The organism is Pelagimonas sp. (assembly GCF_058892305.1).
Genome location: NZ_JBZXVN010000018.1, coordinates 1 through 23,444, shown reverse-complemented (window position 1 = coordinate 23,444; position 23,444 = coordinate 1). Strand labels below are relative to the sequence as shown.

Annotated in this window: 21 protein-coding genes, 2 tRNA genes and 1 pseudogene; 14 read left to right on the top strand and 10 right to left on the bottom strand. The window is 55.5% G+C overall.

Translation table 11 applies throughout. From position 1 onward, the window contains the following. Positions 1 to 28: 28 nt before the first annotated feature. From AC5EFR_RS07925 to AC5EFR_RS07895, 7 genes and pseudogenes are all read left to right on the top strand, one after another. A pseudogene (locus AC5EFR_RS07925) lies at positions 29 to 2,592 on the top strand (molybdopterin-dependent oxidoreductase); the annotation flags it as partial. Positions 2,593 to 2,594: 2 nt separating this feature from the next. Continuing rightward, positions 2,595 to 2,927, top strand: a 333-nt coding sequence (locus AC5EFR_RS07920) for a molybdopterin dinucleotide binding domain-containing protein (RefSeq protein ID WP_493575314.1), incomplete at its 5' end; no start/stop codon positions are given. 12 nt (positions 2,928 to 2,939) lie between these two features. Beyond that, complete coding sequence (fdh3B, locus tag AC5EFR_RS07915) at positions 2,940 to 3,533, top strand: formate dehydrogenase FDH3 subunit beta (RefSeq protein ID WP_299922020.1); 594 nt, start codon at positions 2,940 to 2,942, stop codon at positions 3,531 to 3,533. Positions 3,534 to 3,647: 114 nt separating this feature from the next. Further along, complete coding sequence (locus tag AC5EFR_RS07910; protein WP_493575313.1) at positions 3,648 to 4,874, top strand: formate dehydrogenase subunit gamma; 1,227 nt, start codon at positions 3,648 to 3,650, stop codon at positions 4,872 to 4,874. Continuing rightward, positions 4,874 to 6,199, top strand: a complete 1,326-nt coding sequence (locus tag AC5EFR_RS07905; RefSeq protein ID WP_493575312.1) for a c-type cytochrome — start codon at positions 4,874 to 4,876, stop codon at positions 6,197 to 6,199. Before AC5EFR_RS07910 ends, AC5EFR_RS07905 begins: the two co-directional genes overlap by 1 nt. 4 nt (positions 6,200 to 6,203) lie before the next feature. Beyond that, complete coding sequence (locus AC5EFR_RS07900) at positions 6,204 to 6,329, top strand: hypothetical protein (protein ID WP_299922025.1); 126 nt, start codon at positions 6,204 to 6,206, stop codon at positions 6,327 to 6,329. 7 nt (positions 6,330 to 6,336) lie between these two features. Then, the gene (locus AC5EFR_RS07895) at positions 6,337 to 7,665 is read left to right on the top strand and encodes a sigma-54-dependent transcriptional regulator (RefSeq protein ID WP_493575311.1); all 1,329 of its coding nucleotides are present in this window, start codon (positions 6,337 to 6,339) and stop codon (positions 7,663 to 7,665) included. Between the two features lies 1 nt (position 7,666). Here the strand turns inward: AC5EFR_RS07895 and AC5EFR_RS07890 are convergent, their stop codons facing one another. Then, complete coding sequence (locus AC5EFR_RS07890) at positions 7,667 to 9,610, bottom strand: sensor histidine kinase (RefSeq protein ID WP_493575310.1); 1,944 nt, start codon at positions 9,608 to 9,610, stop codon at positions 7,667 to 7,669. An 87-nt stretch (positions 9,611 to 9,697) separates the two neighbouring features. Then, positions 9,698 to 11,137, bottom strand: coding sequence for an MORN repeat-containing protein (locus AC5EFR_RS07885; protein WP_493575309.1), 1,440 nt, complete (start codon positions 11,135 to 11,137; stop codon positions 9,698 to 9,700). A gap of 148 nt (positions 11,138 to 11,285) precedes the next feature. Between AC5EFR_RS07885 and AC5EFR_RS07880 the strand changes: the two genes are divergently transcribed. Both AC5EFR_RS07880 and AC5EFR_RS07875 read left to right on the top strand, forming a co-directional pair. Continuing rightward, complete coding sequence (locus tag AC5EFR_RS07880) at positions 11,286 to 12,944, top strand: NAD+ synthase (protein WP_493575308.1); 1,659 nt, start codon at positions 11,286 to 11,288, stop codon at positions 12,942 to 12,944. Between the two features lie 128 nt (positions 12,945 to 13,072). Beyond that, positions 13,073 to 13,162, top strand: a tRNA-Ser gene (locus AC5EFR_RS07875). A 229-nt stretch (positions 13,163 to 13,391) separates the two neighbouring features. Here AC5EFR_RS07875 and AC5EFR_RS07870 read toward each other — a convergent pair. The 8 genes from AC5EFR_RS07870 to AC5EFR_RS07835 form a co-directional block, all read right to left on the bottom strand. Further along, positions 13,392 to 13,523, bottom strand: a complete 132-nt coding sequence (locus AC5EFR_RS07870; RefSeq protein ID WP_493575307.1) for a hypothetical protein — start codon at positions 13,521 to 13,523, stop codon at positions 13,392 to 13,394. Next, positions 13,523 to 13,834, bottom strand: coding sequence for a hypothetical protein (locus tag AC5EFR_RS07865; RefSeq protein WP_493575306.1), 312 nt, complete (start codon positions 13,832 to 13,834; stop codon positions 13,523 to 13,525). Before AC5EFR_RS07865 ends, AC5EFR_RS07870 begins: the two co-directional genes overlap by 1 nt. 77 nt (positions 13,835 to 13,911) lie before the next feature. Further along, positions 13,912 to 14,151 carry a hypothetical protein gene (locus AC5EFR_RS07860; RefSeq protein ID WP_493575305.1) on the bottom strand — a complete coding sequence of 80 codons (240 nt, stop codon included), beginning with the start codon at positions 14,149 to 14,151 and terminating at the stop codon, positions 13,912 to 13,914. Positions 14,152 to 14,328: 177 nt separating this feature from the next. Further along, positions 14,329 to 15,273: a hypothetical protein gene (locus AC5EFR_RS07855; protein WP_493575304.1), complete on the bottom strand. Its 945-nt coding sequence runs from the start codon at positions 15,271 to 15,273 to the stop codon at positions 14,329 to 14,331. 6 nt (positions 15,274 to 15,279) lie between these two features. Next, positions 15,280 to 16,593, bottom strand: a complete 1,314-nt coding sequence (locus AC5EFR_RS07850) for a TRAP transporter large permease (protein WP_493575303.1) — start codon at positions 16,591 to 16,593, stop codon at positions 15,280 to 15,282. Beyond that, a complete protein-coding gene (locus AC5EFR_RS07845; protein WP_493575302.1) occupies positions 16,590 to 17,303 on the bottom strand; it encodes a TRAP transporter small permease in 714 nt (237 codons plus the stop codon). Before AC5EFR_RS07845 ends, AC5EFR_RS07850 begins: the two co-directional genes overlap by 4 nt. Positions 17,304 to 17,367: 64 nt before the next feature. Continuing rightward, on the bottom strand, positions 17,368 to 18,351 hold the full coding sequence (locus AC5EFR_RS07840; protein ID WP_493575301.1) for a TRAP transporter substrate-binding protein: 984 nt from the start codon (positions 18,349 to 18,351) through the stop codon (positions 17,368 to 17,370). Positions 18,352 to 18,385: 34 nt separating this feature from the next. Beyond that, positions 18,386 to 19,636 carry an NAD(P)/FAD-dependent oxidoreductase gene (locus tag AC5EFR_RS07835; RefSeq protein ID WP_493575300.1) on the bottom strand — a complete coding sequence of 417 codons (1,251 nt, stop codon included), beginning with the start codon at positions 19,634 to 19,636 and terminating at the stop codon, positions 18,386 to 18,388. A gap of 104 nt (positions 19,637 to 19,740) precedes the next feature. Between AC5EFR_RS07835 and AC5EFR_RS07830 the strand changes: the two genes are divergently transcribed. The 5 genes from AC5EFR_RS07830 to AC5EFR_RS07810 form a co-directional block, all read left to right on the top strand. After that, positions 19,741 to 20,661, top strand: coding sequence for a LysR family transcriptional regulator (locus AC5EFR_RS07830; RefSeq protein WP_493575299.1), 921 nt, complete (start codon positions 19,741 to 19,743; stop codon positions 20,659 to 20,661). An 8-nt stretch (positions 20,662 to 20,669) separates the two neighbouring features. Further along, complete coding sequence (locus AC5EFR_RS07825) at positions 20,670 to 21,356, top strand: aspartate/glutamate racemase family protein (protein ID WP_493575298.1); 687 nt, start codon at positions 20,670 to 20,672, stop codon at positions 21,354 to 21,356. 483 nt (positions 21,357 to 21,839) lie between these two features. After that, positions 21,840 to 21,929: transfer RNA gene (locus AC5EFR_RS07820), tRNA-Ser, on the top strand. Between the two features lie 147 nt (positions 21,930 to 22,076). Then, positions 22,077 to 23,246, top strand: a complete 1,170-nt coding sequence (locus AC5EFR_RS07815) for a tyrosine-type recombinase/integrase (protein WP_493575297.1) — start codon at positions 22,077 to 22,079, stop codon at positions 23,244 to 23,246. Further along, positions 23,233 to 23,444: hypothetical protein (locus tag AC5EFR_RS07810; RefSeq protein WP_493575296.1), on the top strand; the 212-nt coding region annotated here is incomplete at its 3' end. The genes AC5EFR_RS07815 and AC5EFR_RS07810, both read left to right, overlap by 14 nt.

Sequence of the window (23,444 nt, the reverse complement as noted above, 5' to 3'; positions counted from 1 at the left end):
ACCCCATGCACGCAAGGGAGAGAGAAACATGCTTAGGAAAAAGACCAACGGGGTTGCGCGACGCCCCCAGCGGACCAGTATCCTGTCTGAGGCTGCAAATGCTTCAGTAGACCGCCGTGCGTTTTTGCGCGGGTCCGGTCTTGCGATCGGTGGCCTTGCCGCGATTGCAGCCACCGGTGGTACGGTGCAGCAGGCTTCGGCCGCGACTGCGGCGACCGGCGCGGTGGAAACCAAGAAATCCATTTGTACCCACTGTTCGGTCGGTTGTACCGTTGTGGCCGAGGTATCGAATGGCGTTTGGGTTGGGCAAGAGCCCGGCTGGGACAGCCCGTTCAACCTTGGTGCGCATTGCGCCAAAGGGGCTTCTGTTCGTGAGCACGCCCATGGTGAACGCCGTCTGAAATACCCTATGAAAAAAGAGGGTGGTGAGTGGAAGCGCATCAGCTGGGAACAGGCGATCAATGAGATCGGCGACGGCATGATGAACATCCGGGAAGAAAGTGGCCCGGATAGCGTCTATTGGCTGGGTTCGGCCAAACACTCGAACGAACAAGCCTACCTGTTCCGCAAGTTTGCTGCCTATTGGGGCACCAACAACGTGGACCACCAGGCGCGTATTTGTCACTCAACCACAGTTGCCGGTGTTGCGAACACCTGGGGCTACGGTGCGATGACGAACTCGTACAACGACATCCACAATTCCAAAGCGATCTTTATCATTGGTGGTAACCCAGCCGAAGCACACCCCGTTTCGCTGCTCCACGTTTTGAAAGCAAAAGAGCAAAACAACGCTCCGTTGATCGTTTGTGACCCACGTTTTACCCGTACTGCGGCCCATGCGGATGAATATGTCCGCTTCCGTCCCGGTTCGGATGTGGCGTTGATCTGGGGTATTTTGTGGCACATCTTCGAAAACGGTTGGGAGGACAAAGAGTTCATCCGCACCCGTGTTTGGGGCATGGACCAGATCAAAGAAGAAGTGGCCAAGTGGACACCTGAAGAAGTCGAACGTGTCACTGGCACGCCCGGTTCTCAGCTTCGCCGCGTTGCCCGTACCATGGCCAACAACCGTCCCGGCACCGTGATTTGGTGTATGGGTGGTACGCAGCACACGAATGGTAACAACAACACCCGTGCGTATTGCGTGCTTCAGCTGGCGCTGGGCAACATGGGCACCTCGGGTGGTGGTACCAACATCTTCCGCGGTCACGACAACGTTCAGGGCGCAACCGACCTTGGTGTTCTGTCGCACACTTTGCCGGGCTATTATGGCCTGTCCAAAGGTGCATGGGCCCATTGGGCGCGCGTTTGGGAAGAAGACGCCGAATGGCTCGGCAATCAGTTTGCCAAGACCACCGGTGCCGACGGCAAGGAAAAGTCGCTTCAGAACCTGACCGGTATTCCGGTTTCGCGCTGGATCGACGGTGTTCTTGAAGACCCGGAAAACATGGACAACCCGGACAAAGTCCGCGCCATGGTTCTTTGGGGGCACGCGCCGAACTCGCAGACTCGTGGGCCGGAAATGAAAACGGCGATGGAAAAGCTGGACATGCTGGTCGTCATCGACCCGTATCCCACCGTTTCCGCCGTTATGCATGACCGTACCGATGGTTGTTACCTGCTACCAGCGGCGACACAGTTTGAAACGCGTGGCTCGGTCACGGCGTCAAACCGGTCGTTCCAGTGGCGTGAACAGATCATGGATCCGCTGTTTGAATCGAAGACCGACCACGAAATCATTGGTTTGTTCTCGAAGAAATTCGGCTTCCATGAGCGCCTGTTCCGCAACATCGAGCTGGAAGAAGATGGCATCACGCCAAATGTCGAAGACACGCTGCGTGAGATCAACAAAGGTATGTGGACCATTGGCTATACCGGCCAGTCGCCCGAACGTCTGAAACTGCACATGGCCAACCAGCACACGTTCGACAGAACCACGCTGCAGGCGATTGGTGGTCCGGCTGATGGCGATTACTACGGTCTGCCATGGCCTTGCTGGGGCACCGCAGAGATGGGTCACCCCGGAACGCCGAACCTCTATGATATGTCCAAGCCGGTTTCCGAGGGTGGTCTCACCTTCCGGGCGCGCTTTGGCGTTGAGCGGGATGGCGACAACCTGTTGGCCGATGGTGTCTACAGCGCGAATTCGGAAATCCAAGACGGGTATCCGGAATTCACCATGCAGATGCTGATGGACCTTGGTTGGGACGGTGATCTGACCGACGAAGAGCGCGCTTCTATCGAAGCCGTTGCCGGTGCCAAGACCAACTGGAAAACCGACCTGTCCGGCGGTATCCAGCGTGTTGCGATTGCGCATGAATGTGCGCCGTTTGGTAACGCCAAGGCCCGTGCCGTCGTGTGGACGTTCCCGGATCCGGTGCCGCTGCACCGCGAACCGCTCTACAGCCCGCGTCGCGATCTGGTTGCGGATTATCCAACCTACGAAGACCGCAAGTTCTATCGTCTGCCGACCATGTATGCGTCGATCCAGAAGAACGACTTCTCCAAAGACTTCCCAATCATTCTGACCTCTGGTCGCTTGGTTGAATACGAAGGCGGCGGTGATGAAACACGGTCGAACCCATGGCTGGCNNGAACTTCAGCAGGACATGTTCGTCGAGATCAACCCACGTGACGCCAACAACCTTGGTGTGCGCGACGGGGCTCAGGTCTGGGTCGAAGGTCCAGAAGGCGGCAAGGTCAAGGTTATGGCGATGGTCACCAACCGGGTCGGCGAAGGCGTTGCCTTTATGCCGTTCCACTTTGGTGGTCACTTCCAAGGTGCGGATTTGCGGGACAAATACCCCGATGGCGCTGATCCCTATGTATTGGGTGAAAGCACCAACACCGCGCAGACCTATGGGTATGACTCGGTCACTCAGATGCAGGAGACAAAATGTACTCTCTGCAAAATCTCAGCAGCATAAGGAGAACAGGATATGGCACGAGCTAAGTTCCTATGTGATGCCGAACGCTGCATCGAGTGTAACGCCTGCGTCACCGCATGTAAGAACGAGCACGAGGTGCCTTGGGGCATCAACCGTCGTCGCGTTGTAACCATCCAAGATGGTAACCCCGGCGAACGCTCGATCTCGGTGGCCTGTATGCATTGTTCCGATGCGCCTTGTATGGCGGTGTGTCCGGTCGACTGCTTCTATCAAAACGAAGAAGGCGTGGTCCTGCACTCCAAGGATCTTTGCATTGGGTGTGGTTATTGCTTCTACGCGTGTCCGTTTGGCGCGCCGCAATACCCACAGGCTGGTAACTTTGGATCCCGTGGCAAGATGGACAAATGTACCTTCTGCGCCGGTGGCCCCGAGGAAAACCACTCGACCGCAGAGTTTGCCAAATACGGTCGTAACCGTATTGCCGAAGGCAAACTGCCGATTTGTGCAGAAATGTGTTCCACCAAGGCCCTGTTGGCGGGTGACGGCGACATCGTGTCGGCGATCTACCGTGAACGTGTGGTTGCTCGCGGCTTCGGCTCGGGCGCTTGGGGTTGGGGCACTGCCTACGACCAAAAGGGCGGCTGACGCTCTGGATGGGCGGGGGTATCCCCGCCCTATCTCCAATCAGCAGGGCGGCCCTTTTTCCCTCGGGCTGGCCTGCACCTCATTCGAATTCTAGATCTCCAAGGAGGGTGACACATGCTGCGCATGGCACTCGCACTTGTCTTTTCACTGCTGCTGACAAGCGTCGCGCAGGCTGAAGATGTGACCGCAACACCAGCCCCTGATCGCGCCGCGACCGGTGGCGCTCAGACGCTCGAAGACATCATGGCCCGCCAGCGTGGCGAAACGGTTGATGATGCGTTTCGGCGCGACAATGTTGGCGACCCCACCGCAGACCCCGGCGCGGCCCAGCTCGCCCCTCTTGGTGGTGCATCAGACCCGGAACTGTGGCGCGCGCTGCGCTATGGTTCGGCTGACCTGACAACCTCGGCCCGCAGCGGTGGTTCGGCCATGTTGGTCCAGGACGGCGGCATGTGGTGGCTAACCTTCCGCGAAGGCCCGCTGGCCACATATGGCGGCTGGCTTTTGCTGGGGACCATTGGCGCACTGATTTTGTTCTATCTGTTGCGCGGCAAAATTGGCATTGATGAGCCGATGACCGGCCGCACTGTTACCCGTTTCAAATTCATCGAACGCATGGCGCATTGGATTTTGGGCGGGTCATTCATCCTATTGGGCCTGACCGGGTTGTTTGTCTTGTTTGGACGAAACTTCATTGCGCCCTATCTTGGGCATGAGTTCAACTCGACCCTGCTCACCGTGTCAAAACTGATCCACAACAACGTGGCTTGGGCCTTTATCCTTGGGCTGGTCATGGTGTTCTTTATGTGGGTTTGGCACAATATTCCCGACCGCACAGACATCAAATGGTTCGCCCAATTCGGCGGTATCATTGGCAAAAACCACCCCCCAGCCAAGAAATTCAATGGGGGTCAAAAGATCATCTTTTGGTCGGTTATCTTATTTGGTGGCTCGATTGCCTTGTCCGGCGTGTCGTTGCTGTTCCCTTACGAACTGCCGCTGATGGCGAAAACTTTTGTTTTGTTAAACGACATTGGCGCGCCGGATTGGGTGGGTATCGCCCCCTTGCCGACCGAATTGTCGCCGCAAGAGGAAATGCAATACACCCAGCTTTGGCACGCGATTATGGCCTTTGTCCTTATGGCGATTGTGTTGGCGCATATTTATATCGGCTCGGTCGGTATGGACGGCGCGGCGGATGCGATGACCACGGGCGAAGTCGACGAAGCATGGGCGCATCAGCACCACTCGATTTGGCTTGATGAGGTGCTTGTTGCCGAAGGGCGCGAGCCGCGTGACGCCAAACCCAAAGACACCACTCCCGCTACTCCGGCGGAATAATGCGAGGTCTTGCGCCGCTCATAAGCTTGGCCGCCCTATGGGTAATGCCGGCCGTGGCGCAAGATTTTACCACGCTCAAAGGGCACGGAGGCCCGATCATGGATATCGCCGTCGCCCCGGATGGGACGGTGGTCACCGCTAGTTTTGATAACTCGGTTGGGGTGTGGGACGGACGAGTGCCGACATGGTTGGAAGGGCATGACGCGGCGGTCGTGGCGGTTGCCAGCCCTGAACCGCGAGTGGTTGTATCCGGTGGAGATGATTTTCGAGTGTTGCTTAACCTTCTAGACCAGACTGACCCAATCAAAGTGACCGAGCACAAAGGCAAGGTCAGTGACATTGCTTTTGATACCGAAACCAACAGGATCGCCACCGCCAGCTGGGATGGCACAATTCACTTGCTAAGTCGGGTGAAGGTCCTGCGCAAAGCCGGAGGACCCCTCATTGAGCTACAGCCCGAGATTTTGGCAGGTCATGCGACGGGCGTAAATGCCGTGGCTTTTGCTCCCTCGGGGGGGCTTTTCTCTGCGTCATCTGATGGAACAGTTCGGGTGTGGGAGGGGCGGACCAACGCCCTCACTAGTCGACCCATCGTCAAACACGGCTTTGGTATCAATAAACTGATCGTCACCGACGACTGGCTTGCCTATGGCGCTGTGGACGGTGGAACTCGGATTGTTCACCCGGAAACTGGTGACCAGATTTCCGACTTCACCCTTGATCGCCGCCCAATCCTGTCGATGGCCTATCACGCTGACACCCATCAGCTCGCTGTTGGGGACGGGCAGGGCTATATCATGATGATCGACACCGCCGAATGGCGCATCACGCGAGATTTCCGGGCAACGCGCAACGGTCCGGTTTGGGCGCTTGCCTTTTCCAATGATGGCAAAACCATCTGGGCCGGGGGGCTGGATGATGTTGCCTATGGATGGCCAGTTGACAGCCTTGATGAATATGATCCGGCCATAAGCGGCGAACGCAGCTTCCTGCAGGACGCTGACACCATGCCCAACGGTGAACGGCAATTCATGCGCAAATGTTCGATCTGTCATGCACTTGAACCCGGCCCCTCACGCAAAGCTGGCCCAACGATGCACGGTGTTTTCGGGCGTCGCGCCGGGACCGTGCCGGGGTACTCCTATTCCGACACCTTGGATGGATCGCCGATCATCTGGGATGAAACCACCATTGACGCCCTATTTGATCAGGGGCCTGACCACTATATTCCGGGTAGCAAAATGCCCATGCAGGTGATCGCGAAGCCGCAAGATCGCGCCGATCTGATCACCTTTCTCAAAGACAATACAAGCCAAGGAGACTAACCCAATGAAAGCCATGTGGGCCGGGTTCGCCGCAACCATCATCATCGGCATCGCCGCCAATTTCATTCTCGCAGAGATAGGCTTTTCCGCCGAAGAGCGCTATTCCGGTGCCAGTGTCCGATTGAACTGAGGTACATGTGGCAGACGAATACGGGAGCAGCCTAAAGGGCGCGTCGATCCTTGTGTTGGACGACGAACCGGGCATGCGCAATTTCCTAACCAAAATCTTGGAACCCCGCTGTAAACGGGTGGAACAAGCCGGATCACCGGACGAAGCGACGGCCATGTTGGACCGGGCGCATTTTGATTTGGTCATCCTCGACAATATCATGCCGGGAAAAACCGGGCTGGAATGGGTTGTCGAGCAAAGTCGCCTTGGCTTGTTTGCCGATACGATCCTGATCACGGCCTATGCCGATCTCGAAACGGCGATTACGGCGTTGCGGGCCGGGGTGTCGGACTTTGTGTTGAAACCGTTTCGCGCCAACCAGATTTTGAATGCGGTATCACGCACATTGGACCGCAAGTATTTGCAACGTGACAACACGCTTTTGCGTCATGAATTGTCGTCGGACAATGCCCGTGGTCAGCTTCTAGGCACGTCCGATGCCTTGGCCGATGTGCGGGCGATGTTGCACAAGCTCGCCCCGCTGCCGACGCCGGTTTTGTTCACCGGGGCCAGTGGGACGGGCAAAGAGGTTGCCGCGCGCACCCTGCATCAACTGTCGGATCGGGCCGAAAAGCCCTTTGTCGCCGTAAATTGCGCGGCCTTGGCCCCGGATCGCATTTCACAGGAATTGTTTGGCGTGGTCGAAGGCGCGGATCAGCGCAAAGCCGGTTTGTTTTTGCTCGCTGATGGCGGGACTTTGTTCTTGGACGAAGTGGCCCAAATGACCGAACCTTTGCAAGCGGCCTTGCTCCGGGTCTTGGAGGATCAACGGGTGCGGCCGGTTGGTGGCGAACGTGACATTCCGCTGAACTTACGCCTGTGTTTTGCTACCAATGCCAATTTGGATCGTGCGGTCGAGGAGGGCAAGTTTCGCCCGGATCTCTATCATCGGATCAATATCGTGAATATCGACATGCCGCTTCTCAAGGACCGGTCAGAGGATATTGTCGAACTCGCCAGCCTATTCATGACGCATTTTTCCATGGCTCTGGGCATGCCGGTGTTGGAATTGGATGATGAAACCCTTTTGAAACTGCGCCGCTATGATTGGCCCGGCAATGTGCGCGAGCTGCGCAATTTGATCGAACGTTCGGTCATTCTGGGTGAGTTCCCGGATGAGTTTTCTGGCAACGGCCAAGTGACCGGCGCGCAAGCAAAGGAGACGCTGGATTTTGTCATGCAGCGTCATATCCTGCATGTGCTTGATCAATGCGACGGCAACCGGGCCGAAGCGGCGCGCCGTTTGGGCGTTTCGCGCAAAACCATTGATCGCAAATGCGCCGCATGGGGGGAATGATCTAAGCGGCCGGAAGCCAGACGGAAAATTCGGCACCGCGATCCGTATTGCGGGCCGAGATGATACCACCCGAGCGTTGGATCAGGGTTTGGCTTATCGACAGGCCAAGCCCGGTGCCCTCGGCCTGTTTGGTGGTAAAAAACGGATCGAACACCGAATTGAGCTTGTCCTCGGGAACACCGGGTCCGGTGTCGCTGATGGAAAGCTCAGCGCCGTCAACGCCGTCACGTTGTTTGCTGGAGAGAGTGATGGCTAGCTCGCCTCGATCGCCCATGGCTTGAACTGCGTTGACGATCAAATTGATAACAACCTGCTGCATTTCGCCGGGGTCTACTTTGACGGCCGGGGCATCACCAAGGTCTACCGCGATTGAAATATGGCGACGGCTGATCAGGTGATCGACCAAAACCAAACAGTCCGACACAACCGGGTGCATCTTGGTGGTTTCTTCATAGCCCGAAAACTCACCCGGGCGTGCGAATTGCAGAAGTTTGCCAACAATCGCATCAATGCGTGAGACTTGCTGATCGACCAAATCCAGTTCGGTTTTAACATCCTTGGCGTGTTCGCCCAGTGTTTCGCGCATCACGTCCACGTTGCCCTGAATCACCGCAACCGGGTTGTTGATTTCATGGGCGACACCGGCGGTGATTTCACCGATCGAAGCCAGCTTTTCCGACATCACCAACTGTTTAAATGTCTGTTCGAGTTTGGCATTGGCATCGCGCAGTTCCGAGGTGCGTTGGTCAACCCGTTGGTTCAACTCGTCTGCCCAAGCGCGCAGTTTTTGATCGCGGTCTTGGACCTGATTGAGCAAGCTGTCCAAATGCGCTGCCACTTGCCCGATCTCATCCTTGGTGCCGATATTGCCATTTCTGGCCGATAGATCGCCCTTCTCCACTTTACGCATGGTCGAACTCATCCGTTCCAGCGGTGCAAAAATCCCCTTGGCGAGCCAAAGAAACAAAGGACCCGATAGGGCCAAAACTGCGCCAAAGGCGACCATCATCCAAAGGTAGGCGGATCGTTTCGCCGCTGTGAAGGGGGCTTCGAGAAACCCGACGTAAAGCATCCCGACGCGTCGTCCAAAGCTATCGGTAAGCGGCAGATAGCCGGAAATATACCAATCATTGACCACAAAAGCCCGCGCCAGCCATGTCTGGCCCTGTTCCAACACCTTGCTGCGCACCGCGCCGGAAACGCGGGTTCCAAGCGCACGCACATCTTCGAACAGGCGGACATTGGTGGACACGCGCACATCATCAAGAAACAAGGTGGCGGTGCCCTGACGTTCGCCGCCAGTGATGGCGTTTAGATAGACCAACGCGTTGATTGTATCAATAAATTGCAGGTTGCGGTTCAACAGAACACCACCGACCAATACGCCGTTGTGACCGGGGATCATTACCGGCGAGGCGGCGTGCACCACCATGCCGCGATCTTCGATGGTGCGAGAGGTTGGGCTGGCGGCTTCGGTGTCAATTAGGTCAATCCGCGCCTGCGCGGCCAAGTCATCTGACAACTCTTCGAGATCGGTGGTCGAGAAAATGTCGATCTGTGTATTGGCCATACCGTTTAACGCCGTACGGATCACCGGCCATTTTCTGGCGGCGGTTTCGGCGTCGCCGCGCGGAATGAAATAGAGGAAATCGAGCTCAAAAGCGTCACGTTTGGTGCTAAAATACGCGTTTTGTGCTGTGACTGGACGATCTAGAAGGCTTGAAAATTCGGTCGATTCCGCCACCCCTAATAGGTCGGTGCCGGTTTCGGTCATCAAGCGCGCCAAATATTGTTCTGCGATGCGCAAATCGCTTTCGACATTGGCGATCAGAACCTTGTCGTAATCCGCGCTCCACCGGGTCATGCCCAATAGCAAAAGCAAGGGCATGAGCACGATCAATGGCAACAGGGCCAAGATCAACAGGCGCAAACGAACAGTAGACATCAAGGCTCCGGTCATGGATTACCGGCCAGCCTATCGGTGCAAGGGTGTTGGCGCAAATGCGACTTTGTCACTTAAGGAGCCGTCCGTCTATTCAGACGCTTCAACGGCCTCTTCTTCGGGTTCTGCGGCGGCGGGTTTGCCGGTTAGGGCGCCATTGACCCAATCGCCGTTGGCCTCTTCGCCGGTGGCATAGCGCATGGTGCCAATCCCTTGGCGTTTGCCGTTCTTGAACATGCCGGTGTAGACGTCGCCATTGGCGTAGGTTGCGATGCCTTCACCGCTAATCTCACCGCGTTCCCAGTTGCCGTCATAGACAAACCCACCGGCCATGTTAATCACACCTTGGCCATGGCGTTGACCATCGCGGAACTGCCCTTCGTACAAGGTGCCATCTGGGTAGGTGGCTTTGCCTTCGCCGTGACGTTGGCCGTCTTTCCAACCGCCCTCATAACGATAGCCGTCAGGGTAGGTCATGATGCCAAAGCCGTTATTACGGGCGTTGGACCATTCGCCGGTATAAACCAAGCCATTGATATATGTGGCCACGCCACGTCCGTCGATCACGCCTTCTTTCCAGTCGCCGTCATAGGTCGATCCATCAGGATAGGTGATCTTGCCCTTACCATTGGCAAGGTCACCCTTGAACGCGCCTTCATAAACCGAGCCATCGGGGTAGGTAACTTTGCCCTGGCCTTCGATCTGGCCTGACACCCAGTTGCCTTCGTATTTGTAGCCGTCCTTGCCAACAAAGGTGCCCTGACCATGGCGTTGGTCATTGTTGAACTCGCCTTCATAAGTGTCTTCATTGGCATAGGTGACTTTGCCCGCACCCTCGCGACGGCCATCAACCAACTGCCCTTCGTAAATATCGCCGTTGGGCTGGACCAGCTTGCCCGATCCGTCGATCTGACCATCGCGCCAAGTGCCCTCATAGATCAAACCATCGGGCATGGTTAGTTTGCCCTGACCTTCGCGTTCGCCATCGGCAACGCGGCCATCGTAAACGGAACTGTCGGGATAGGTGATTTTGGCGCCACCTTCTTTGACGCCGTTCACCCAATCACCATCGTAAAGGTACCCATTGGGCGAGGTCATGATGCCCTTGCCGTGGTGCAGCGCGTTGCGGAACGACCCTTCGTAGCGCACGCCATTGGCATAGATCGCCACGCCGTTGCCGGTGATCTTACCGTCGCGCCAAGTGCCCTCATAGGTGCCGCCATCAGCAAAAGTGATCTTGCCAACACCTTCGGGTTTGCCCTTGGCGAACTTACCCTCGTAGACCGACCCGTTAGGAAAGCGCGCGATGCCATCGCCCTTGATTTCCCCTTCGAACCAATCGCCGTTGTATTCATAGCCATTGGGCAATCGATAGGTGCCGGTGCCGTGTTGCAACCCGTCTTGGAACGTGCCGACATATTCGCCGCCGTCGTCATATTGTTTGGTGACAACCTCTGTGTCCTGCGCGCTGACTGGCCCGGCCAGCGTTAGCGCGGCGACAAAAAGGGTGATGATACCTGCGGTCTTCATGCTCGTCCCGTCCCCATTGCGGGTGTTCCAATTGGCCAAAACGTAACCAAGGCGGGGCTTAGGGGCAATCTCTTTTGCCCATTACGCTTTTCCTCCGGCGTGCATCTGCTATTTCAAGGGTGAAACGCGAAGAATAAGGGCAGGCCCGATGAGTGATCGTTTTCGTCTGACGTTGGCACAGTTGAACCCGACAGTGGGTGATTTGCACGGCAATGCCGCTAAGGCACGCGATGCCTGGGAACAGGGCAAAGCAGCCGGCGCCGACATGGTGGCGCTGCCTGAAATGTTCATTACCGGCTATAATGCACAGGATTTGGTGATGAAGCCGGCCTTTCACGCCGAGGCCATTCAGGTTGTTGAACAATTGGCGATTGACTGCGCCGATGGTCCGACACTGGCGATTGGCGGCCCTTGGGTCGAGGGAACCGAGCTTTTCAACGCGTATCACATTTGCACCGGTGGCAAGATTGTGCGCACGGTTCTGAAACATCACCTGCCGAATGAAACCGTGTTTGACGAAAAGCGGATTTTTGACAGCGGGCCGTTGTCTGGCCCCTATAGCGTCGGTGATGTGCGGATCGGCTCGCCGATTTGCGAAGATGCCTGGCACTCGGATGTCGCCGAAACGCTCGAAGAAACCGGGGCGGAGTTTCTTTTGGTCCCCAACGGATCGCCTTATTACCGCAACAAATTCGAAACCCGGTTGAACCACATGGTGGCCCGGGTCGTCGAAACGGAACTCCCTTTGGTCTATCTGAATATGACCGGTGGGCAGGATGATCAGGTGTTTGACGGCGGAACCTTTGTGTTGAACCCCGGCGGCAAGATCGTTTTGCAATTGCCGGTGTTCGATGAGGTCATCGCTCAAGTTGATTTCGAACGCGGCCCGGATGGGTGGCGTGCGCTTGATGGTCCGTTCACCAAACATCCCGACGCGTGGGAGCAAGATTACCGCGTGATGGTCGAATCCCTGCGGGACTATTTGTACAAAACGGGCTTCAAAAAGGTCTTATTGGGTCTGTCAGGCGGGATCGATTCCGCCATCGTTGCAACCATCGCGGTCGATGCTTTGGGGGCGGAAAATGTGCGCTGTGTCATGTTGCCTTCGGAATATACTTCGTCTGACTCCTTGGATGACGCCAAAGCCTTGGCCGAGAATCTGGGATGTCGCTACGACTTTGTCCCGATCGCCGAAGGCCGTGCCGCGATCACCAACACGCTGGCCCCGCTTTTCGAAGGCACCGAAGCCGATCTGACAGAAGAAAACATTCAGTCCCGTTTGCGCGGGCTTTTGTTGATGGCGCTGTCGAACAAGTTTGGCGAAATGCTTTTGACGACCGGCAACAAATCCGAAGTCGCAGTCGGCTATGCGACGATCTACGGTGACATGGCGGGCGGCTATAACCCTATCAAAGATATGTATAAAACCCGTGTGTTTGATCAATGCCGCTGGCGCAATGAAAACCACCGGGATTGGATGAAGGGGCCGTCCGGCGCAGTGATTCCGGATCGGATCATCACCAAACCCCCCTCGGCCGAGCTTCGCGATGATCAAAAGGACAGCGATAGCCTACCGGATTATCCGGTGCTTGATGCGATCCTTGAGATACTGGTCGACAAAGAAGGGTCAATCGCCGATTGCGTCGCCGCTGGTTATGACCGGGCGGATGCCAAAAAGGTCGAGCACTTGCTCTATATTAGCGAATACAAACGCTTCCAATCCGCACCCGGTCCGCGCCTTACACCCCGGGCGTTTTGGTTGGATCGCCGTTACCCGATTGTGAATCGTTGGCGCGACAATTCCTGACTTTGTCATTGGGGTCGCCTCGAATCTGGCCGATAAAACGGGAACTGATCGGGCAATTGAAAAAACATTGTTTGGTCGGTTAGAAATCGACTTGCACCCCCCTAGACCTTTCCGTTAAACGGGTCGACGGAGAGGTGGCCGAGTGGTCGAAGGCGCACGCCTGGAAAGTGTGTAGGCGGGAGACCGTCTCGAGGGTTCGAATCCCTTCCTCTCCGCCAGACACCCCAATGAAATATGGGCTTTTCGCGATTTTCGATTGTTTGCGTGCCAAAATGCTTCCCAAACCTGAAGGTGGTTGGAATTTGGCCGTTCTGTGGGGGGTGTGAAAGCCTGCCGGTCGAATAATCCGGGGCTTTGCGCTGGGCGGTCAATATCTGCGCCCGTCTGTCTGTCTGTCTGAAATTCGATCTGGGAAAAAGTAAGCCCGCCATTACAGCGGGCCTGTGGTCAGTCTGTGGGGTGGTCGCTGGTTTTCAGTGGCGTCAATCTCTCGGGGTCGGCCTCAATAAAGGTCGCAAACATCAGGGTTGGCCCTACCAGAAGGAAGGCGAGAAGGATTCGGTTGAGCACGTTTTTCATCAGTCGATCCCTTCGCTATTCTCATGTGGCAGGCAAAGATTGCCCAAAACCATATTGGTTTCGCTATCCGCCATGCAGGCTTTTTCGAATTGTTCTTCTGTCTCATGGCAAATTCCCTTGTAGAGGATACCCTTCTGAGACTGGCATTGGTTCCGCAGGTGATGCTCTAGCTGGCCTTTGACCATTTCGGTAATTTCCCTACCGAACCTGCTATCCTGAACCCTTACCTCCCACGACACATGAGCGCGCATCAAAAGGTGAGAGGAGATCAACGCCGCCAAAATCGCGAGAAATAGTTGGTTGTTAGTCATTGGATTGTCTCCGGGGAAGTTAGCTGTGGTCACGGGCGACATTGGCAACGCCCGCGACATTCTTTCAGGGGGAAAGGTCAGAACCTTTCGTCAGCGATCCTACGGCAGACCACTTGCGTCACGGCAGGTATGTCATTCGTCACGGTCAGGTGGTTGATCATATGCACAAGCACAGTCCCCAGCGCAAAGTTAGGCTCCGGCCCGTCCATGCTATTCATCAGTTCTGTGAGCGCGTCATGCATCTGCGTGATGAACTCGGGCGGCTCAACCCCGGCCCAATCGCATTCCCGCTTTAAGGAGGTGATACTTTCCAGCATGGGGGCATATGCGACGAAGTTTGATAGCCGTGTCGCCATGAGATGCCCATTTTGACACCAATCATATCCTCTCAACGGAATCGCTTTTTAGGCATTGGTTGGGAAAGCGCAAATTGCTGTGACGCGGATGGTTCCCAACTATTGGGCGAGCCATTTCTGTAGGGAGCCCTGCGCTCTTTATTCGGCGTTTTTCATACGACTATGGTTCCCCAAAATCGGACGCATTATGATTGGGGTAAGATACATTGGAAACTGGTAGCATCCTAGGAACAAAAGGAATTCATCCGTTTGGGTGGCTGACGACGCGACAAGGAAAAGCGCCACATTGCGGTTTCCAGCGACCAAAGCCATGGGGGCTGCGCTGTGTTCGTTTCCAAATCGGCGCAAGCCCGCATAGGCCACAACTTGCAAGCCGAGATTGGCCACCATTGCGACAAGAAACCATTTTGCGAGCGACCAAGGGGCGGCCGACAAGGCGGGGGCGACCGCGCTCATCAGGCCGATGACAATGACGACCAAAGCAAGCGATGTTAGCCCATCAAGCGCTTGGAGTTCATGCGGACCGATGTTCGGCCAAAACAGGGCGCGCAGCGTAAAAGCCACGGCAATGGTTGCGCTGATAGACAGACCAAGACGCAAGGCCGCGTAGACCGCTTCGGATAAGTTTCCAAGCGCCGGTGAAACCCAAAAGATAGGTATGATTGTCAGCGGTAGGATCAAGGTGCCCAGAATGAGGAGACGAAAGCCAGACTCGGGGGCTTGGCCAAGGAGCACCGACATGTTCGGGCTCGCCGTTACAGACGGAGCCGAGAGCATGAGCGTCAAGGCTATGGCAACGGGACTTTGGGCAAGGCCAAAGAGCGCAAACATTGCGATGCATATCAGCGGCATTGCCAATTGATAGACCAGCACAACCCCAAGCGTGTTGCGAATCTGGGAGAGCCCGTCCAATGCAGACGGCAGGCCCACACGAAAGGCCGTCAGAAACAGCAACAGCAGCACCAGTTCGCTAAGCCATGGCCTTAGGGCCGACGCGACGCTGGGCAAGACAAGCCCAGCGACAAGCCCCACGACAAGGACAAAGCGCCCATAGCGCGCAATGCCCCCAAGCGCGCCAAGCATGCTGATTTAGCCTCCTGGCCCTTGGCGAATGTTATCGGGCAGCCAAGTTGCCAGTTCGGGCCAGATCACCAGAATGACCACCATGAGCAGCATCAGGCCTACCATCGGAATCGCCGTTTTGGCGATGTATCCGATGTCATGGCGGGTCATCCCTTGAAGGACAAAAAGGTTGAACCCGATGGGCGGCGTGACCTGTGCGGTTTCGATCACGACCACAAGGAAGATCCCAAACCAGATCACATCAATGCCAGCGGCGCGGATCATAGGTTCGACAATTGCCATGGTCAGAACCACCGATGACAGCCCGTCCATGAACATCCCGAGGATCAGGTAGAACACCGTCAACACAGCGATCAGGGCCACCGGCGACAGGTTATAGCTTTCGATCAGTTCCGCGAGCGCCCGCGGCAGGCCGGTAAAGCCCATGGACAGCGACAAGAACGCAGCGCCCATAAGAATGAAGGCGATCATCGCCGAGGTTTTCGTCGCGCCCATCAGGCTGTCTTGGAAGGTTTTCCAATCAAGCGAACCCTGCATAAATGAGAGCAAAAGCGCCCCAACAACGCCAACCGCTGCGGCCTCGGTGGCTGTGGCATAGCCAAGATACATTGACCCGATCACCACAAAGACCAACCCAAACAGCGGTAGCAAAAACCGGCTTTCCGAGAGACGTTTTGCCATTGGCATCGGGGGTTCCGGCTCTGGTCTCTGATCTTTGTAAACAAAGTGCCAGGCCATGATGTAGAGCATGAAAAGCCCCGCCAAAACGAGACCGGGAAAGACACCCGCCATGAAAAGCTTGGTGATGCTTTCGTTGATGGTTACGCCGTAGACGATCAGTGTTAGCGAGGGTGGGATCATCAGGCCGAGCGTTGCGGCCCCTGCCAATGTGCCGATGATCATATACTCGGGATAGCCACGTTTGCGCAGCTCAGGGATCGACATTTTGCCGACCATATTCAGGGTTGCAGCGGATGAACCGGACACCGCCGCGAAGATGGTGCAGCCTGCGATATTGGTGTGTAACAATCCACCGGGCAGAAAACGCATCCATGGCGCAAGGCCGCGGAACATATCTTGGGATAATCGGGTTCGATACAAGATTTCGCCCATCCAGATGAAAAGCGGCAAGGCGGTGAGGGTCCAGCTTGATGCGCCTGTCCAGATTGTGGTGATCATCGCATCCCCGGCGGGGCGCGATGTGAACAGCTCCATGCCAACCCATGCCACCCCCATCAGAGCAAGCCCGATCCAAACGGAGCCGCCTAAAAGCGCGAAAAGGACAAAGAGAAAAATCGCTGTGGCGTAAAGTTCGCTCATTCCAGAACCTCCCCGTGAATTTGACTTTCACGATGCGCGAGAAGCCGTGTGAGATAATCCCAGATTGCGATTGCCAAAAGCACGGTGCCAATCGACATCGGCAACTGAGGCAACCAGACGGGGGTATAGACCCAGTCGGAGCCTGTCTTGGCCCACATCTCTCCCCATTTTGAGGGCGAATTTGCGAACATGGCGAAGAAGGTCAGCAGCCATTCGGGGGTGAAATCCTGACCTTGGGTGCGATCATTCAGCATTTCTGACATGATGTTGGTTTTGATCGCGTAGCGCGCAAAATAGGTGGCGGTGGTGGCCGCAATGAACATCGCCACCGCATCAAGCCAAAACTCGGTGTGTCTATTGAGATTTAGCAACACGGATACGCGGATATGCCCCCCTTGCGTCAAAGTGTACGCCAGCGCGAAAAAGGATGTCGCGGCCATGGAATAGCCAGCATATTCGGTTGACCCGGGGAAGGTGAGGTTGGACCAACGAGCAATCATTTGCCCGATAATCAACAGCAAGATCAGCACCATAAAGCAGGCGGCAAGCACACCGGCCGCCTTGTAGATTTTATCGAGAACCCTCCAGACAGGTGACAGAAGCGCGACGGCTTTTGGACCCTGCCAAAGACAAAAAAGCGCTAACAACGCTGGAAACACAAAGAGCCAGACCCACAAGGGAAGCCCTAAAAATGGTTGCCAATCTCGCATGGAAACTCCCCTGAATTCAGTTTGGTAGCGGCCCCAAGTCTGTGTGAGGCCGCCGCCATTGGCCTTAGTTGGCTTTGTAGGCATCAAGGATAGCCTGGCCATCCTCACCCACATCTGCCAGCCAATCAGCTGTCATTTTCGCGCCAATGGCTTCAAGCTCAGCAAGGAAATCAGCGCCCGCGTCTTCGACCTTCATGCCGTTGGCTTCGAGCTGTTCGAAATACCAGTTGGCAAGTTCTGCTGACTTGGCTGCGCAGGCCGCGCCGGTTTCATCGGCGGCTTTCTGGACGTTGGCCTGCATGTCTGCGCTCAGGCCTTCCCAGATGCCTTTGTTGACCATGACATAGTTGCGCGGAAGCCAGGCGTTGACCTTGTAATAGTGGGTCAGTGTTTCCCAGACCTTGCGGTCATAGCCTGTTGAGCCTGACGAAATGAACGACTCTGCGACGCCTGTGGCCAAGGCTTGGCTAAGCTCAGCGGCCTCGACTTGAACTGGGATCATTCCAAGCTCTTCGGCAAAGGTTGCCGTCGCCGTATTGTAAGAGCGGAACTTCACACCTTGGGTGTCCTCAGATGAATTGACTTCTTTTTTGAAATAGAAGCCTTGACCGGGCCAAGGGCAGGTATAAAGCGCCACGAGGTTGAGATCGGACAGCTGTGCATTCACTTTGTCTTTGGCCGCAGCCCAAAGCTTGTCATTGTCTTCATAGGTGGTCGCAATAAAGGGCAGGTTGTCCCATCCCAAAAGCGGAGCTTCGTTGGCGTGCGCCGACATGAAACGTTCCCCAATTGGCGCTTGACCCGTTTGAACCGCGCGCTTGATCTCGCCGCCCTTAAAGAGCGAGCCACCGGGATGCACCGTGATATCAATCTCGCCACCGGTGTATTCGCGGACTTTGTCAGCAAAAACCACACCCAGTTCGGAATGAAAATTGGTTGCTGCATATGCCATGGGCATGTCCCATTGCTCGGCAGACGCGGTGGACCCCGCGATCGCCAGCGCGACAGTCATAGCGGTCGTGCTCAATGTCTTGCTAAGTGGTTTCATCGTTCTCTCCCTGAGTTATTGTTGTTGATCTTGGTTATTTGCCCCCAGCAAAGCGCATCGGCTCAAAGGGGCGAATGTCATTGTTCGTATGGTTTCCAGAAATAATGTCTGCGACAAGGCGACCAGTTTTAGGCCCACCCGTCAAGCCGATGTGGTGATGGCCAAAAGCCGTGAAAACACCGGTGTCGTGTAGCTCACCAATCAAGGGGAGGCTGTCGGACGGTGCCGGGCGATACCCGAGCCATTCTTCGTCACTTTCGTATGTCAGATCGGGAAACATCTCTTGCGCTTTGCGGCGCAGAAGTTTCAGCGGCGCTTTTGAGGGCGTCTCACTTAACCCGCCAAACTCAACCACACCGGCACATCGCACGCCGTGGTCCATCGGAGTGGCAACAAATTTCCCAGCCGTCAGCATCATTGGATTGTTGGGTTTAAGGTTGGGGTCTTTGAACACGATGTGATAGCCGCGCTCCGCCTCAAGCGGCACAGTCAACCCAAGTTTTTGCATTAGCGGCTTGGACCAAACCCCGGATGATACGACGGCTTTGTCGCAGTGAATGCGACCAATGTGGGTGTCTACCGCGCTAACTTGTCCGCCACTCAGTTCGAAATCTTTGACGTCGGCCTGAACGAACTTGCCGCCGATCTCTTCGAATAGAACGACAAGGTCACCAACGTAAGAACCGGGATTGAGAATGAAACCATGGTTTTTGAGCACAGCCAAAAGTTGGGTTGCGGGGCCAAGGATCGGCTCGGCATCCTGAACAGCCTGTCCTTCAATGAACGTGGGTTCAAACCCGGCTTCCTTTCGCAGTTGCCACGCGAAGGCATCGGCGTCAAAGGCGCGACGGTCGGGGTAGGCGAAACTATAGTCACTTTCTTGTACCCATTTGGCAGCCTTGGTGCCGGTCGTCAAAGCCTGATGCTGTTCAAGGCTGTCCCCCACGATCGTTGTCAGCCCTTGGCTAATCCGGCGGGTGTCGCCTTCGTTCGCATGTGACATGTATTTGATCAGCCACGGCACGAGTTTGGGCACATAGCCCCAGCGCATGAAAAGCGGGAAGTTCGGGTTGGCCAAATACGCTGGGCTTTTTTTGAGAAGGCCCGGACCGGTGACCGGCACGACGGAGCAGCTCGCCAGAATGCCACCGTTTCCGTAAGAGGCCCCCATCCCAGGCGCGCCTTTGTCAATCAGCGTCACATCATATCCCGCGCGGCGCAGCCATATGGCGGATGATGCGCCGACAATCCCGGCCCCGATGACAACAATATGCTCTGAAGGCATTAAGCGACTTTCTTTTGAGGTTGAAAGAGAGTTTGGCAGCCACATGGCATCATTTCCAATACTAAATTCTAGCAATGACATTATAAAAAGTGATACACTACGGAATGCGACTTCAGTTCCGACAGCTTCAGGCGTTTCATGCCATCATCGAGACGGGCACCGTTACCGGCGCTGCCGAGTCCTTGGGAATTTCTCAGCCCGGAATATCAAACCTTCTTGCCCAACTAGAACGCCAAACGGGGCTTGAGCTTTTCGAACGTTTGCATGGTCGGCTTGTCCCGACACCAGAGGCCGAGTTGATGTACCGAGAGATTGATACCGTGGTGCGCGGTCTTGATCACGTCACGCAGACCGTTGTTGATTTGCAAAACAAGCAAGCGGGGCAACTTCAAATCGCCTCACAACACTCTATGTCGTTCGGTTTTGTGCCCAAGCTTATCGCCGAGTTTGCGAAAGCCAGACCTGACATGAATATCTCGTTTCAGTCGCAGTACAGTTCGAAGATTCAGGAATGGGTATTGTCGGGTCTTTTTGAGATTGGCATATGCGAAATGCCGATGCTGTATGACACGCTGCAATACTACCCTCTGCATGTGGAAACGCGTATTGCGTTGCACAAGGATAATCCGCTTGGGCAACACGACGTGCTTACGCCTGAGCGTCTCAAAGACGAGCCGTTGCTCGTGATGGGGCCAGATCACATCACACAGCGACGACTACGCGAAGCGTTTGAAAAATCCAACATCCCGATGAAATCTCGGGTGCACTCCCATCTGTTCAAAAACCTACTGGCCTTTGTAAAAGAAGGTATGGGGGTTGCGCTACTTGACCGCTTTGGATTGGAGTTCGACTACGATGACCGCTTTGTCGCCCGCCGGTTTGCCCCCCCCATCATGATGGACATGGCCGTGATCACCTCTGCAACCCGCCCGCTCTCGCAACTCGGCAAAGAGTTTTTGGAATTTCTTTTGGCTGAATTGCAACCTTACAATGTCGATGGCAAGCCCATCGTGCGCGCAAAATAGGAGAAGGCATGGAACCCACCGCCGTTGGAATCCTGATGCTTGAGACCCATTTCCCGCGCCCGCTTGGCGATATTGGTCACAACGAAACCTGGAATTTTCCGGTCCACATGCGTGCGGTTGGTGGGGCCAGTGCTCAAAAAGTTGTGCATGAAGACCCCCGCGCGCTTTTGGACAGGTTTATTCAAGTCGGGCGCGACTTGGTTGCCGATGGTTGCGGGGGGCTGACAACATCCTGTGGATTTCTGTCGCTTATGCAAGATGAGTTGAAAGACGCACTCGGCGTACCTTTTGCCAGTTCGTCCTTGATGCAGATACCGATGATCAAGGCGACGCTACCAACCACGCAAGAGGTTGGGGTTTTGACAATCTCAAAAGAAAGCCTGACCGTCGCGCATTTGCGCGCGGCCGGTGCCCGAGGTGACGTTCCGATAGAAGGGTTGCCACGCGACGGTGCCTTTGCCACCGCGATTTTCGAAGACCGGCCTGACATGGACGTCGATGTCTGCCGGACTGAAATGAAGGATATGGCTCGACAACTCGTTTCAGAGCACCAATCCGTAGGGGCAATCGTGCTCGAATGCACCAATATGGCCCCTTATGCTGCGGACGTCGCCAAGATCACAGGGCGCCCCGTTTATTCGATCGTTAGCTTTCTGAACTGGTTTCAGGCGGGTTTGGCCCCCATGCGCTACTAAGCCGTTTGCACGAGAACGGAGCCCAGATCACCATTCTTAGCGAACCTAAGACTTGTTGGTCCTTTGGATTTTCCTGCCCCGGACGCTCTCTGGCCATATTCTGACATCGAATCCAGGACGGTTTGGTGCTTCAAGCCTGATCCAATAGGCCTGTAATCACTCCAATCCAACTATGCTGCCTTTGTTCCCAATTCGCTTGGCTGGATATTCTGATCCTGTGCTGGCCGTATTTTTCGCTCTGCAGTCGGGCTAAATTGACGTCCTCTTGGGACAAGGCTGAATCTGCGAGGGAACTTTGGTGTGTAAGTCACCGTTGCGCGATTGAAAGGCACGGGTGCCTTGCACAGCCAACCAAGGCGCAAGTCTTGCTAGACAGTTCCGAGTTGTGTGGCTCCGCAGTCATTAAAACCGCAACAAGGAAAAATTCAAAAAGGATATTTTTCGCCTTGTGTCCTCTGGGTTTACTTAGATATACGCGTCCTTGGAGACGTGGCCGAGTGGTCGAAGGCGCTCCCCTGCTAAGGGAGTAGGCGGGAAACCGTCTCGAGGGTTCGAATCCCTTCGTCTCCGCCACCCACCATTTTCATTCAATTCTGTTGATGTACATTCAGCCCCTTATAGGGCTGTTTTTGTTGATATATCTGCTTTCATTGTTGCTATTCATTTTTCTTCGATTAGACTCGTTTCTATTCATTGCGTGGTAGAAATCGTGGTATTTTCATGGCTGCTCTGAGCGGAAAGCTGACGAAAAATCTGGTCCGAACCCTCGGCCCCGGTCGCCATGGCGACGGGAGCGGACTGTATCTAGTGGTCGATCCATCCGGCGCACGACGCTGGATCGTGCGGGTCACAGTGAAGGGTCAACGCAACCGCGAAGGCAAGCCCCTACGTACGGACTTCGGTCTTGGTGGAGCGGATGTGGTGACCCTGAATGAAGCGCGGGACCGTGCCTTGGAATATCGACGGCTGGCGAAGCGTGGGATTAACCCTCGCTACAACGGACGCCAAGAAATCCCCTGCTTTGAAGAGATCGCTCGGCAAGTCCACATTGAGCGCCTGCCAACATGGAAGAACCCAAAGCACGGCCAGCAATGGATCAACACTTTGGCCGAGTATGCCTTCCCAAAGATCGGGCGGTTGCCGGTGTCCGAGGTCGGCCAGCCGGAGGTGCTCCAAGTGCTTCTGCCTGTCTGGACCGAGAAACACGAAACAGCCAAGCGCCTAGCGCAGAGGATCAAGGCCGTGCTGGATGTGGCGAAGTCGAAGGGTTTTCGAGACGGTGAAAACCCCGTGACAACTATCCGCGACGCCCGTGTCCTGCCACAGGTCAAACAGAAGGTGCAGCATCACAAGGCGATGCACTGGAAAGACGTTCCAGAGTTCTACGCCGAATTGGCAACGAAAGACGCCATGGCGGCGAAGGCGCTGATGTTCACATGCTTAACGGCCAGCCGCACGAGCGAAGTCCTACACGCCCGCTGGGAAGAGTTTGATTTCGACGAGATGCTATGGACCGTTCCAGCCGAACGCATGAAAGCGGACCAGGAGCATCGTATCCCCCTGACGGAAGAGATGCTGGCGATCATCGAGCCGCTCAAAGCACTAAGGTCTGAAGTCGTTTTCGAAGGCCAAAAACGCCACCGGCCCATGTCAAACATGGCGATGCTGATGTTGCTTCGTCGTATGAAAGTTGAAGGGATTACTGTTCACGGCTTTCGTTCAACTTTTAGAGATTGGGCGGCAGAGCAACCGGGCGTCTCACGAGAAGTTGCGGAACTAAGCCTGGCCCACAAGGTTGGTTCGGAAGTTGAGCGCGCCTATGCTCGTTCTGACCTCTTAGTTAAACGCCGAAAACTAATGCAAAGTTGGAGCAATCATGTCTTGGGATGAAGTGGACGCCAATCGTGAGATGGCGATGCTGTGCTTTGAACGCGATGCGATTGAGCCTTTTGAACAAAGGATGTTTCGCGTCTGGATGTCGATCAATGAGGTTTTGAACTTTCACTTGGGCACTCGTTTCTCCAAGTTTGAAGACTGCATTCCGGCTGCCCTTCTTTACAATCCGTTCGATGCTACAGGTCCCATTTG